The sequence below is a fragment of the Vibrio sp. JC009 genome (assembly GCF_029016485.1).
GTDB lineage: Bacteria > Pseudomonadota > Gammaproteobacteria > Enterobacterales > Vibrionaceae > Vibrio.
The window spans coordinates 1,853,012-1,867,599 of sequence record NZ_CP092107.1 but is presented as its reverse complement, the minus strand read 5'-3'; the positions used below and the strand labels follow the sequence as shown (position 1 = coordinate 1,867,599).

At 36.9% G+C, this 14,588-nt stretch carries 13 protein-coding genes; all 13 read right to left on the bottom strand.

From position 1 onward, the window contains the following. The gene (locus tag L3Q72_RS23300) at positions 1 to 1,176 is read right to left on the bottom strand and encodes a glycosyltransferase family 2 protein (RefSeq protein ID WP_275132942.1); all 1,176 of its coding nucleotides are present in this window, start codon (positions 1,174 to 1,176) and stop codon (positions 1 to 3) included. Beyond that, a complete protein-coding gene (locus tag L3Q72_RS23295; protein WP_275132941.1) occupies positions 1,160 to 1,927 on the bottom strand; it encodes a hypothetical protein in 768 nt (255 codons plus the stop codon). Before L3Q72_RS23295 ends, L3Q72_RS23300 begins: the two co-directional genes overlap by 17 nt. Next, positions 1,924 to 2,940: a hypothetical protein gene (locus tag L3Q72_RS23290; protein WP_275132940.1), complete on the bottom strand. Its 1,017-nt coding sequence runs from the start codon at positions 2,938 to 2,940 to the stop codon at positions 1,924 to 1,926. The genes L3Q72_RS23295 and L3Q72_RS23290 overlap by 4 nt, the downstream gene beginning before the upstream one ends. Positions 2,941 to 2,947: 7 nt before the next feature. After that, complete coding sequence (locus tag L3Q72_RS23285) at positions 2,948 to 3,781, bottom strand: hypothetical protein (protein WP_275132939.1); 834 nt, start codon at positions 3,779 to 3,781, stop codon at positions 2,948 to 2,950. A 17-nt stretch (positions 3,782 to 3,798) separates the two neighbouring features. Beyond that, on the bottom strand, positions 3,799 to 5,724 hold the full coding sequence (locus L3Q72_RS23280) for a glycosyltransferase family 2 protein (protein ID WP_275132938.1): 1,926 nt from the start codon (positions 5,722 to 5,724) through the stop codon (positions 3,799 to 3,801). Then, positions 5,725 to 6,750 (bottom strand): dTDP-4-dehydrorhamnose reductase, encoded by a 1,026-nt coding sequence (gene rfbD / locus L3Q72_RS23275; RefSeq protein WP_275132937.1) that lies wholly within the window; start codon positions 6,748 to 6,750, stop codon positions 5,725 to 5,727. Between the two features lie 31 nt (positions 6,751 to 6,781). Further along, on the bottom strand, positions 6,782 to 7,744 hold the full coding sequence (locus tag L3Q72_RS23270) for a glycosyltransferase family 2 protein (protein WP_275132936.1): 963 nt from the start codon (positions 7,742 to 7,744) through the stop codon (positions 6,782 to 6,784). Between the two features lie 47 nt (positions 7,745 to 7,791). Continuing rightward, entirely contained in the window at positions 7,792 to 8,592 is an 801-nt protein-coding gene (locus L3Q72_RS23265; protein ID WP_275132935.1) for a glycosyltransferase, read from the bottom strand. 3 nt (positions 8,593 to 8,595) lie between these two features. Then, positions 8,596 to 9,144 carry a dTDP-4-dehydrorhamnose 3,5-epimerase gene (rfbC, locus tag L3Q72_RS23260; RefSeq protein ID WP_275132934.1) on the bottom strand — a complete coding sequence of 183 codons (549 nt, stop codon included), beginning with the start codon at positions 9,142 to 9,144 and terminating at the stop codon, positions 8,596 to 8,598. Between the two features lie 83 nt (positions 9,145 to 9,227). Then, positions 9,228 to 10,358 (bottom strand): ISAs1 family transposase, encoded by a 1,131-nt coding sequence (locus tag L3Q72_RS23255; RefSeq protein ID WP_275132933.1) that lies wholly within the window; start codon positions 10,356 to 10,358, stop codon positions 9,228 to 9,230. 169 nt (positions 10,359 to 10,527) lie between these two features. Then, positions 10,528 to 11,919 carry a lipopolysaccharide biosynthesis protein gene (locus L3Q72_RS23250; protein ID WP_275132932.1) on the bottom strand — a complete coding sequence of 464 codons (1,392 nt, stop codon included), beginning with the start codon at positions 11,917 to 11,919 and terminating at the stop codon, positions 10,528 to 10,530. Between the two features lie 58 nt (positions 11,920 to 11,977). Continuing rightward, entirely contained in the window at positions 11,978 to 12,763 is a 786-nt protein-coding gene (locus L3Q72_RS23245) for an ABC transporter permease (protein ID WP_275132931.1), read from the bottom strand. Between the two features lie 66 nt (positions 12,764 to 12,829). Next, positions 12,830 to 14,584: a polysaccharide biosynthesis/export family protein gene (locus L3Q72_RS23240; protein WP_275132930.1), complete on the bottom strand. Its 1,755-nt coding sequence runs from the start codon at positions 14,582 to 14,584 to the stop codon at positions 12,830 to 12,832. Positions 14,585 to 14,588 lie beyond the last annotated feature (4 nt).

Here is a 14,588-nt window from a genome sequence, read left to right as displayed (position 1 = left end):
TCACTTTTGATGATCCTGAATGTATGTTTTTATTAAGTCCAAGTTATGTTTTATTTCCACCGAATTAGTAATTCTAATAAGATTTTCATAAATTTGATATCTAACCAAAGATAATGGTATTAGTCGTATGTTATTTGTTCTAGCTATACGTAAGATATATTCCCAGTCAACTAATCTATTTAGTTTTTGATCAAAATAGTATTTTTTGGAACTACGATAACTAAAACAATTTAGGTCAATATAATTGCTTATTTTCAACGACTCATAGGAAAATTTTCGCATCATTATGCCAGTTTTATAAAAATAGTTGACTGCATCAGATATCCAAATCTCCATACCTGTATAATATGAATCCACCCAGTTATATTTATCATAAAAATATGATAACGTTCTTAAGTATGAACTATCCCAAGTATTATCACTATCCAAAAATGCAATCACATCACCTGATGCTTGTTTAATACCTATATTTCTTGCTATAGACACACCTCTATTTGGTTGATAGTTGATATATTGAAACTTAGAGTCATCGCTGATAAAATTTTTCACAGCTTGCTTAGTATTATCATCGCTACCATCATCAACTATGATAACTTCATAATTAGAGTACGTTTGCTGCTTGACAGAGTTCAGAGCGTCAATAATATATTTTGAACGATTATAAGTCGGGATAATTATTGAAAACTTAATCAATTCATTATTATATGTAGTCAGTCGTTTTTGAAAACTCTTTTGCGTATGAATCAATTTATGACTAAAATTATAAAGACCATAAGGAGTGAGACTATTTTCTCTGGCCCAATATAAATAGTCCTTCAAGTCGAAATTTGTATTATAAGTGGAATTTTGGTTCTCAATTATCAGTGTTTTTTTACAAACAACTTTCCCTAAGCAATCGGTTAGCTTAAAAGATATTCTACGATTTATTAGCAGGCTAGGACAAATTGGTATCCTAAATCCACAAAGCTCTTTATCAGATATATTTATTAAGTCAGGACGGAAAGAATTACATGAATATAACCCCAAAAAAGTTCCATTAGCAAATAATTTAAATTTATGATCATTATTGTGTGATATATACCAGCCAGTTATGTGCCCTTCATGTATACAATCCAGCGCTCCTTGCGAAGATGAAAATAATAAAGGCAACCGAAAAAGCTTACGAGAGCTTTGCATTGATTTCAGCCACTTTAATAATAAGCGTAGATATTGTTTTTTCTAAATCAGAACCGGATATATCTGTGTTTACTATTTCATCATATATCTCATCTATCTGCTCTTGCACTTTATTCCTAAAAAGGCTTTCATTTGTTCTTTTATATAATAGTTCTAGTCTAAGGTAGTCATCAGGAGAAATTTCGATATCTGCATCAAAACTACTTCCTGACTTAAACATAATTGTCACTTTATTTTTTCCAACATTAAGAAACTTTGGACTTACTGTTATATTAAATCCAAGCTTGCAATTATTTAATTCAAGAATTGAATTAATATCCGCGCGTTCAATATACTCTAAAATATATTCAGGAATCTTTCCATCAATTAAAATTGATGAGATAACATCATTTGTTTCTTCATCACAGTCAAAAGCCCAACCAGAAATCACGTTTTTATTAATAGAATCAATACTAAAGTTTACATGAGTACGCTTATCATATTTCGCTTTGAATCGATAGTCTCGACAGGTAACAAATACAGTATTTCCTTTCATGCTATATGGTATCGAAAAACGAACCCGTTCTTGATCAGAATAATTTAACACCACATCGTGACTATACTCTTTAGCACCTGAATCTATTAAAAATTGGATGAATTTTTTATTCGTATATTTAACCGTACCAGATATATGATCTTTAGTCACAATATCAATGACTACATGATTTTTTGAACTTAAATTAAGTAACTTATTTCTAATTTTATTAATCATTTGAAATTCAACTTATATAACATCGCTATAGCGTTCGCAGTATTAATTGTTGTAACCACAGGATAACTATTTCTTTTAGCTGGAAATAATTCAGCTTGATTTTCAGAAAAGTAGTTTTTTAAAATAGATTCGTTATCTAGGCAATGATCATCTAAAATTTTACTTCTTGCATTCTCATCAAGCCTAGTATACTTAAAAGTAAACTTACCAATTTCTTTTAAGTTTAAACCAGTAAACATAGAGCGAAATTGTCGAAGCTCATTTAAACTCATCATAGATCCATTTAGCTGACGCTTCAATTCAACAATCTCTAAGGGCCATGATTCGTTAGCAATTCTGTTAGGAAAATTAAGTTGTTCTAGTATAGAGTTGTCAATATTTAGATTTTCTAAAAAGGTTTTAGTAAGATTCCCATTATTTATGAGCTCATCAAACGTAAGGACATTGATCGTAGGAAAATATTTTTGCCAGTGTTCTATTTGTTTCTTATACTCAAACCGTTCATGAAATTCTTTGTAAAATGTCATGATATTCTTAGAGTATCTGGTAACTTTTACCTGTTCGTTATATAGAGACTCCAAATAGTCATCTTGTTTTCTAAGAACTATGACAACTTCTATGTCATCAAAACAAGTTATTTGTGATAAATAATTAATGTATGCATCTTTTTTTTCCCAAAATTCACATTCACATTCACATTCACATTCAGGCCATAACCCCCGATAAAACGGTTCTGCACTAATTATAACTTTTTCAATATCATTTTCATTGGAGTATGAATAAACGTCCTTAAAAAAAGAGACAACTTTATCTCTATTTATCGTTTCGCTATCATCCATAATAGCTTTTGCTATATCTAAATGTGCATAATGATCTTTGATACCAAGAAACTTAGAGTACGTAGGATAAAGAATTTTATTTGATTCAAGGGCGTCTATATTATCATATAAGTCTTGTTGGATGGTTGTTGTTCCGGTTTTGTGCGTACCAATGTGTAAAATAAGTTTAGCCATTGTAGCCTCAGAGGGATTTTAAAAAGTTTTCATTAAACCAACTCGAGCCAAGTTTATTATTAAACTTAAAAACATCTGTTAGATTTAATCCATATTTGATCAGTATATAGTTTTTAATGTTGGACATAGCTCTATCATTCCCGCCATTTTTATTAAAAACCTTATATAGGGTTTGTTCATCTTCTTCACCAATATCTTCGAACTGATCCCGTAATTTTTGATTTATAAGCACAGTCTCTACTCCCATAATCGCGGTGTGAACTTTTAACCATAAATCATCAGCATGCCCACAAGCTTCCAATGCCTCATCCATGTTCAAAACATTAGGATGAAAATAGTCGGGTCTGTAAATAATGCCATCCTTCCCGGTACCTACCGTACGAATATCTGGAGATAAAAGCTCATCACTAGAGTGTTTCCATGATCTATATGGTTTGATTTCACCATTATCATTTATGTCTAATCTCCGGCCTCTATAGGCTACAACACACTCAAGGCTAATAATCTTGGCAACCAACTCATTCAACCAATTCTTCGGATAAATTGTGTCATCATCTACTGTGACAACATAATCACAAAATAATTTCCCTTTATTTATATCTTTTAGTATTGGTATGATTTTCCTATAAGGCCCGATGTTCTCTACATATTTTATCTTGAAATTTCGGTTATCAGCCTCTAATGACTTTAGACGTTGTGGTATTTGCTTAATTCCCTCATCCAACAAATAACTTTCTTCTGATATATGTAAGTGGACTTCAAATTCACTATCAATCTCTTGACAAATCAAGGACTCTATAACTTTATCCAATTTATCTATTCTAGAACTAATTGTAGTCAAAGATATTATCACTTTCATTATACTGCGCTCGGCCTTTTAATCATTAAATCTCTATAGTAATTTAACTTATCGCCATGAAAATATTCATAAACGGATGAAATAGTTGACATAGATGCACGCATGAAATAGAGTGGCTGTTCTTGTAAATCAATATATCTAGCTCCAAAAACTTGTGTCATTCGTTCTCGAAAATCTATATCGCCTCGACTACGGATATCCCTGAATCCACCAATCTGTAACGCATATTTAGTTGTACATAATAAAGTAGCTGGTCCATCTCCAAATATAGTCAATTCTTTCTTGTCATCTATTGATATACTCAAATCTTCATTGAATCTTATATGCTTTGCAAATGACATTATTGCCCCTTGGTTTAACGCTGACATTTGTTTATAAAGCCTTGTCGGATGAGATACGTCATCATCGTCCTGGATCGCAAAATATTCACCATTTGATAAAGCAATGGCCTTATTTCTCGAACGATATTGTCCTATATTTTTTTCATTCGATATCAACCGATAATTTATTCCTTTAAAATCTAACTTACTAAGTTCAATTTTAAGCTTGGATGTTATTTCATCTTTTGAGCAGTCATCAACAATAATTATTTCAATATTTTTATATATTTGACTTAAAATAGAGCGGATTGATAAGATAAATAACGAGACATTAGGGTTATAGGTTGTGATTATTACCGTTATAAGAGGGCCAGTTTTCACTACTTCCTGACAACTAGAAAATGACTCAAATTCTTCAAGAAGTTTCTCAAAATAAACTTCAAGATTATCTTCACATACCTCGCCCATAATTAAGTTTGGGTAGATTTCTTTTTTTGAATTAATTCTTCTTACCAAAGATCTAGAGTAATAATTTAAACCCAAAAGTGATGCTAAAGTTACTTTATTATAAGCATCAGGTTCACTATCAAGAACTTCTCTAATATGAGGCTCAGAAAGGTGATTACCACATAGCTTTAAAATTAGTATTTTTTTGTCTCTTGTAAGTTCATTTAGAGATATTTTATTTTCTTTAAATAATTCATTGGTTAATTTTAGTGTAAAACCTTTGTCAAATTCAAGCCTTCGAATATTCCAATAAAATTCTTTAACTTCTTTCTCTGGAAGAGATAGTATTTTAATAAAAGTATCGGTACATGAACTAATATTAAATTCTTTGCTTATTGGTAAACTTTGCAAGATGAAACTTACTTTCAAATAGTTTCCTTTATTCGAAATTCTGGCTAAATTTAATAATTTCGAAGCGTCATGCAAGTATCCTAATTTGGATGGAGATCGATATATGACTTCAAATAAATAATCTAATTCCGTCTCGCCTGTTATAGTATTTAATTTCCTCTCCCATAATTTTATATCTTCTTTATTTTTTGCAGCAGAAAATAAAAAACACAGAAGATAATTTGAAGGAATAAACTCTGAATAACCTAAAAGTGTATCGTAACTATCATCTATTAGTGTTACAAGTTTTGAAACAGTTCTTAACTTTGATGGGTGCTTTTCTAAATTAAATAGTACATCTCTTCCTTTATCCAGGAGTGAGTTTGCTAAATAGTACTCCTGACCTATAACTAGGGCTAAGTCATATATCGAATCAAGATAATTTACTGCTCTTACGTCTGATAACAGAACGTCCAAAACTTGGCATGAATATAGTTCTATATTATTAACAAGGTGAATGTTAGAATTATTAAGCTGTACGTAAATATTACGAAGATGTTTTTTATATGCTTTAAAACTTGATGTGTTTTTTATACTATCAAGTTCATCCAATACATTAGATAAGATTTTTTTGTATTTTGATAAACAACTATTTGGAAAATAATCTTCACTAGCTATATCTGTCAACTGCTCATAAGTTAAACATACGCTGCAAGATAAATCTTGACCTATAACATTTCTTTCAAATCGTTCTTTAGGCGAGAGCATTTATTCACCTTTATATATGGGTTTAATTAAACTAAAATTATTATTAATTATGGCTTTTTCTAAATCTTCTTGAACCAATGTTAATTCCAATTCATGTTTCTTTTTATCCACTTCATTGAATCGATTCACATTAGATGAACAATGACTATTTAGCTCATCAAGCATCGATGAGAGTTGTCTTCTCCAATGAGCCGCTTTTATACCACAAATCTCTTCTAAAAGTGTTTTGTCTGTTATGCTAAAGCTTGGACGTTTCGCAGGGGTTGTATACGCGGGTGTTGGAATTGGATAGACTGGGATTTCATCTTTCAACATACCTTTTTCGGTCGCTAATTCCTGTATTGCTACAGCGAAGTCGAACCATGATGCAACGCCGGTATCGGTCCAATGGAAAATACGGCTGTCAGTTGTCGACTGTCGGCTGTCGGATTGAAGTAGTGCCCAAATTACTTTTGCCAGGCCCTTTGCCCAAGTTGGGGTACCAACTTGATCGTAGACTATGCTTAGTTGCTCTTTTTCCTGCATTAGGCGTAGCATGGATTTTACGAAATTACTACCGTTGACCGAGTATAGCCAAGCCGTTCTGATGATGGTTGCTTCGCTGCCTAGTATTTCGCCTATTTTAATTTCGCCCGCTAGCTTTGATGCACCGTAAACAGAGATGGGGCTCGTTTGATCGTCTGGTTGGTAAGAAGTACTTTTGGTCCCATCAAACACAAAGTCTGTTGATACGTGTATTAATTTAGCTTTGTGTTTCTTACAAGCGATAGCTAAATACTCACATCCTTTTTCATTTACTGCGTAGGCTGTTTCTTTATCTGATTCAGCTTTGTCTACTGCCGTGTAATCCGCTGTATTAATTACAAAGTCTGGATTGAAGCTATACATTGCCTTATTAACTTGAGAGTCGTCCGAAATATCAAGCTCTTCTATGCCTAATGACTTGAGCTCTATTCCTTCCGGCATGGTTTGCCCCAATTCCCACGCCAACTGACCATCTCGGCCTGTTATTAGTACTTTTTTCATTGTTTAACTATCACTATCCGGTAAATAATCACTATCTATCTAAAACTGGTAATCTTATTAAAGTGAGAAACAATGCAAATCGGCCGAATGCATTGCTTCTTGTTATTGTATTGCTATTAAAATATTTTAATCGCTCGACAATGCTTTGTTGTTCAACAGTTGCCAAAGCAATCAGCGTATCCGTGGCTTGATCTTGTTTTTTATGTCCAGGCATTTCAACCCGCTCTTTAAATAACTTAGCCTGTTGGGCTGTTTTTCGAAAACTACCCTCAAAGGAATCCAAGTGATAAAAGAAATTAGTAACAAGCGTCAGCCCTTTTTGCCTGGCACCTATGGTATTATTGGCATGTTGACGGTACTGGATCAAAGGCTTATCAATAAATTCAATTTGTCCGAACTTGGATGCAAAAAGGCTAATCCACCAATCGTGCATATAACAATCAGAAGGGATTGGCTGCGCTATCTGACTTAGCTTTCTGTTAAACAGCATGGTGCAGCCTGATATTACATTCTGGTGAAGCAACCGATCAAAGCTATGGTGCCAACCTTTATCTATCTTTTTAAGTTGAAAATAGCTATCACATATAAGATTTAGGTTTTCATCAACAATTTGCTTATCAGAAAAGACGAGTATTGGTTTATCTGGGTTTCTTTTTTCTGCTTCAATCATTCGGCTGAATGAAAGTGAAATTTTATCCTTTAGCCAAATATCATCCTGATCACAGAGCATTATATAGTTTGCATCGCTCAGGCTGATCCCAAATGCGAAGTTTTCGCATGCGCCATGCGCTCCACTAATGTTTTTTTCCAGAACGATCTTGTTATCACTTGCAGCTAAAACCTTAACAATATCTGTAGTCCCGTCTTGTGAGCCATCATCCACGACTATCACACGCGATATTAGCTTATCGTAGTCAACATTATTCTGGATCGACTTGAGTTGTTGTTCGACGTATTTTTCACCGTTGTAGGTGGCTAGGATGATGTCTATCATGGGGCTGTCGGCTGTCGGCTGTCGGCTGTCGGAAAAGCCGAATCTTGCTACAGCTGCCTATTTAATTGCTCTAGTTGGGATTGTTTTGCCTGGAATGTTTTTTTGGTGAGGCTGTATTTTAGCACACTTTGTACGTGCCAGAAGAAGTGTTTGCTTAGGAACATTTTGCTTCTTCTCCTTCTGAAGTGTACGGCTTTTACATTTTCCAGATAGTGGAAATAGGTGCCCTGCTCCTTCAATCGGTAACAAAAGTCTACGTCTTCACAGTACATATAGTATTTTTCATCTAAACCATGACTGTTCAGAAAAAGCTCCGCCCGTACTGCCATAAATGCGCAGCTTGCCCAATAGTTACTGCTATGTTTAAGCTTTTTACGGCGGTTCACCATTGTTGTGCGTTCACTAAACAGATAGGTTCTTACGAACTGAGAAAATTTCGGATATGTACGAATGTTGTCATCGTGAACATATTCTTCCTTATCCAAGAACAAATTTGGCACTGCCAGCGAAGGCTTCCTGTTTCGTAGTTCTCTCCTAAGTTGATGTATATTTTGCTTGTCGATATATACATCTGGGTTAAACATAACGAAGTAGTCGTCATCTCGCATCCCTAACTGCTCTCTGCAGTAGATAAAATTGGCGTTATTATTTGCAGCGAAACCCTGCGGCTTTTTGTTAGCTATATAATGAGCACCAATATCCTTGCAGGTATCTTCTAACACGTGAACATGCACGTTATCTCTGCATACTACCTCTACATTCGTGTCTTCTGCTAACAAACGAACCGATTCGAGGTTAATGATGATGCTATGATGTCTGTGAGAGACTACTGAAATAAAAAGACGCATAAATCACCTAAACTTTGGTGCTTCGGTAAAGGATAATCCTACTTCATCCTTACCAGACAGGCATGGAGCCTGACCATCGCCTAAAGGCCAGTTTACACCTATATCCGCATCATCCCACTTTACTGAGATTTCTGCCTCTGGGTTATAGTAATCCGTACACTTGTATACGAACTCAGCCTCATCAGACATCACGTAAAATCCGTGAGCAAAACCTTCCGGCACCCACAATTGCCTTTTATTAACAGCTGATAGCTCTACTCCCACCCACTGACCAAATGTCGGAGAGCTTTTACGCATATCTACAGCAACATCAAAAACACACCCAGACACAACACGGACTAATTTCCCTTGAGTATTCTCGGTCTGATAATGCAAACCTCTCAATATTCCGTGGCTGGATTTACTGTGATTCTCCTGCACAAACTCTCTTTCACTGCACTGCTCTTTAAACAGAGAAGTTCGGAAAGTCTCCATAAAAAAGCCACGATCATCACCAAATACAGTAGGCTCAATAATCTTAACGTCTGGTATATCTGTTTCTATAAATTTCATAAAAATATCAAGTTGTAAGCTTTAAGCTGTAAGCGATAAGATACAGCTACTGCACGGAAAAGTCATGAACATCCAGGGCAAGATTACGAAGCCCCTTGCCCTGCAAGGACTAGAGAAAGATAGGCGTTACTTCTGTTCGCCTTCTTCTGCTTCCTTTTTATCCCCGCCTTGAAAGTTTTCTCTTCCGTCAGCAGGTTTAAAGCTATATGCCGAACTACTGCTAAGTTCTCACCAGCATGTTCTCGCTGAATTCGACAGCTATCTTCATTCATTCCAACGTCCAGTCGCCAATACATTTGAACTTCTATACTCCAATGCGCTCTGGACTTTTCCATCAGTTCTTTCGCCGTTAACTTAGCTGAGCTGATGTAATATCTGATCGTCATTTCTTCTGCTGGCTGGTCGCCTTCTTGCCTGATAGAAACAACAACACCTAAAGTGCTTAAATCTGCCCAGTCAAACTCTACATCACCAAGCTCTGATGGGTCATGGCTTACCAGTGCCATTCGAGTCTCTGTTCGGCCATGCCCTTTTTCTTGAGTACTATACTTATCGCCTTCGTAGCTATTCAGCATCGCAGAATTAAAGGCTTTTCCCATCGCTTCTTCTAGCTTTGGCTGATTGCCTTTTACAGCAAAAAGATAATCCGCTCCTTTATCTACTATCTGTTTAGCTATTTCCTTCTGACAGCCCATAGCATCAATAGTGACAAGGCACCCACGAATTTCTAATAGCTTCAATAGCTCTGGTATTGCTGTGATCTCGTTTGATTTTTCCGCTGTTTTTACCTGCCCCAGAACAACCTGATTTGCAGCACTAAAGGCGCTAACCATATGAATCGCACCACAACGTTTTTCTTTGTTGTAAGTACCTCGAATAGTCTTTCCGTCAATAGCAATAACATCACCATTAGCCGCTTCATGACAATCTCTCATCCAAGCAGAAAAACACTTTTGCAATTGCTTCGCTGAAATTAAATTCATTACTCTGGCTATCGTGTCATGAACCGGAACACCATGTTCAAAGTCGCCATATTGTCTAAGCCATTCAAGATTATCCTCTCCGAAGTCTTCAATATCTTTCCAACCTTCTGCACCTGCAATCACAGCAGCTACCGTCAGAAAAATAATATCTGATAGCTTATGCTCTATTTTCCAGGCTTGGCGTGGGTCTTGTATTATTGAAATGTGGTCCAAAAGGCTTAATCCGTTCATGACTTAGAATCTCAACTGTAAAAAACAGTATATGATCACAGCGAGTTTAGATCGTCAAATCGATCATTGTTTTGTTTGCAATTTTGAGTGGTTGGCGATAAGTTTAGTTAAATTATCTTCCCGATTGAGCCCCTATTCCATAAGGCTTTTTAATGATCTTGCCCTGATTCTATTTAAGCTCTCTTATTGTCGATAAAACTATTTTACCTATTGCAAATGTCATACTTAGCACCACAAGAAAGAGAGTTATATTGTAGAAGACATTCGGGTATTTTGACTCTTCTGGTAAAGTAGCTGATTCGACTGTTATCAAGTACTTCATCTGGCGGTATGCTTCGATTCGTGACTTTTCTAGTGAAACCTGAGATGCAGTATATGACTGTAGAGCAAGCTCCATTTTCACTTTTAAATCAGTATATTTTGCAAGGATTTCACTAACTGGAATTGATTCACCTCCATTTTCCTGAGATAGCTTGCTTCGTTCACTTTTTAGCTGTGACTTAAGTGCTGTCAGTTCTGCTTTTAATGCGATAACTTGTGGAGCATCAGAGCTCATAACAGATTGCGAGGCTTTTAGTTCTGCTTCTTTTGCTGATATCTGCCCTTCTAGCGTATAAGTTATTTGCTGCATTGCCAAACCTTCCGCTGTCGGATCCAAAAGATTATATTTTTGCTGGAACTTAAGCAGGCGGGTCTGAGCATCTGCCAATTTATCTTCCACGATTTGATGTTCACCCTTAACAAACTTAAGTTGAGCCTCTGCTAGCTGGTGACCAATAGAATTGATATACCATTCAGCACGCTTAACGATAGTCTCAGCTACCAGTTGAGCATATTCAGGAGTAAAGCCTTGAGTAAAAATACTAACCACACCTGATTTTTCATCTATTTGGACTTCAATATGTTCCTTATAAAATTCAAGCATCTTCTCACGGCTGTCACCTTCATGGATTCGACTGAAATAGTCTGCATCATACATGCTAAAGTGCGTACGGAGATTCAACCTATCATTTAGGTACTCCACCATATCAAATGAATAGACGTAAGCTTTCACCAATTCTGTATCAGAATTCCCAGTGGGTACTCCCCCCAGTCCAGAAAAGAGCGCCATAGATGCATCCAAAGTAGCCATACCGTCAGGCTGCTGAACTATTACTTTAGCCTGACTTTCAAAACGTTCTGTAGCTAGAAAGATTTGGTAGATGCTAAATATAACGGTTGGAATTAGAACGAAAAGAATAAAGGGCCTTTTTAAAACAGTAGTCGGATTTAATTCAGTTGTCGATTTTTGACTGTCATCTCCCTGTTTCTTTACTATGATTTTTTGATTGGCTTTTCTGTTCTCACTTTCAACCAAACCTGAAATCGATGATTTATGGCTTACGTCATCCACCTGATTTCTCAGATTTTCAACGCGAGTCAAAATTCTTTTTGCAAGCTCTGGATCTTCCGCTTTGAATTGCTCAGCTCTAGCAACAAGAAAGTCGACCCGATTGAACTCCCTCCTGCTAATGCCTTTTCTAAAATTATTAAATCGATCTTGTACTGCGTCTTTTCCCATTTTCTAAACCTAGTTATTAATACCTTTGCTCTTTCACTAAATACTCATGCGTACATTATTAACGACTAATAGCCTGCTTCCAACCAATGTGGTAACAAGAAAGAGCTAAACATAAACTCAGTAAGGTAAACAGATCCAAGTAAAAATAGCTTACTCCCACATTTCCATATGCTGGGTAAGCAGCATAACGCGTTAGCTCCACTGCGTGAAGCAAAGGGTTCCAATTTAAATAAGGCCAATATTCTCTTGGAAAATCTTGCAGACTAAAAAACAACCCTGAGATAAAAAACATCGGTCTCATAGCCAACGAACGTATTTTATCCAGCTCAGGGACATAACACTTCAATAGCGCAAATATTAGGCCAATACTAGTGCAGAATAGCCAAACACGAATAAAGATAAGAATGACTTCTAAAGGATCTGCAATATAAAATTCCACTTCTAAAAAGAAGCAAATCACAGCTATTGCGAATACTACGAATAGCTTAATAAGAAGTTCCAAGACTGTTATAGCGATTACAGAACTTAACGGTTGTACCTGTCTGAAAGCATATAATGGTTTATTTTTGGTAATTGCTCCACTGACTGAAGAAACTGTGCCTAAAAAAAACTGTATCAGTATCATCCCATAAACCATAAAATAAAATGTTGGAACACCGTGTGTCATTCCTCCATCCAGTTTCCCCCGGAAAAATGAAAGGAAAAAGATAAAGGCAACTGGCGAAACTACTGACCAAGCAATACCAAGCTTATCACTCGATTTACCCCTTACTTCTCGAAGGAAAATTGCAAAAATCACATCCCCCCAGATTTGGAGAGCGGCGCGTTTTTTTACTAAAGCCATACGAGAGCCGCTCGGGATATCAGGGGAGCTTTAAGCTTTAAGCTGCAAGCTGTAAGATTTGGCATGTTAGTCTATTGCTACGTTTGCTGCGACTGCGATTTGGTAGATGATCTGAGTGATATCTTTGATCGCTTGCATGGTTTTGGTGTCAACTTTTGGCAGAACCATTATTTGGTCGCCTTTTCGGACGCTTGCTGTGTCGTTGAATTCAACCAGCCCGTTTGCTCTGATCACTGCAATACGTGAGTCTTCTGCCCTTTCGGTAAATCCACCAGCCCAGGCTACATAGTCATCCACTGTTGCCTTGGGGCTAAATACTACTGCCTGTGGCATAAGTACTTCACCAGCGATCTGGATAAGGTCGGTTTTTGGTGGAATTACAATCTGATCGCCCTGCTCCAGGCGGATATTTGCAATATTGCCGTTTTCAGAAACGATTACCTTACCAAGTGGCTCAATTCTCCTAGCTCTCTCGGTAAACTGTAAGACCATTTGCGCTTCTTGCGCACGAATAGCTGCCTCACCATCTGAGGAAGCTGGCGCTGTAAATACACTCTTTTCTAAGCGGTTAAGCGACTCTTCTAGCATCTCTTTTTGACGCTGCGCCACACTTTCGCGAAGGATATAGATAGACTCGTAATCAGCTAAGCTTTCCTCAACAGGGATATAAGAAAGCATATCATGCAGCAGTGTTCCTTCTTTTACTGCGAAGTATGAAGGCCCTTCATAACTACCTGATATCTGAATATCGATGATCTTTGCGTGCAGGTCATCGTTAAAAATCACCTTATCGCCATCTTTCAGCTCAAAGTCTTTGAACTTTTCGTAGGAGATATAAACGGAAAACGGACCACTTTCTCTGTTTCCTACAATACCTACATGACTCGCTTTCGCTAAAGGTCTTGAATAACTTGTAAGCTGCTCACCAACTGAAGTCTGTTGCTTTAATTCAAAGCGGAATGGATTTCTGACTGCCCCAGAGACAGTAATAGCCGACTTCTGTGGGCTAACCAGAATAACATCGCCATCTTTAAAGTTAACCTTTGGCATATTACCCGTACGAATAAAGTCGTACAGATCAACGGTTTTCAGAACTTCATCGTTTCTAATTACCTGGATTTCTCTATAGCTACCGCGTTCAGAATCAATTCCCCCGGCACGCTTAAGAAAATAGAGAATGCTATCTGATGCCATACCAGCATATTGTCCCGGACGAATGACAGGTCCGGAAAGATAAATGCTAACGGGCGTAGTTGTAAGCAGGTTCACATACACACTAACATTATTGGTATAGATACGCTTAATCTTGGAAGTAACAAGGGCATTAACTTCACTAGCCGGAACATCTTTAACGGTAATAGGACCGATATTAGGGATAAAGATATTCCCCTGATTATCCACGGTTGCAACATCTGAATAATTTACTGCGCCCCAGAGCCAGATATTGATTTTATCACCGGGAGCGATCAGATAATTATCATTTAACCCGTCCGTTCTTTCTGACTCATAACCACCAGCAAATAAATTTGCCGCATACGGTGGCGGAAAGGCTTCTCCTGAAGACGGAAGTAATTGCCGTACATCCACCTCCCCTGGTAATAATGCGTTATTTCGGTTCTCTTTAGTATATGACCCTGCTTCTAACGATTGATTCGGAGCCATACCCATCTGCGCCGCCTGCTGCAATTGAGCCGGTGTAGCAGAACTGGAAAGTTGCTGTTCATTTAGAGAAATGGCACTGGCACTAAATGGTACATATGCACTAATAGCCGCCAGGGAAATAACCCGGCTAACAAAAGTCTTTAAGTTAAAATGCTGCATAATC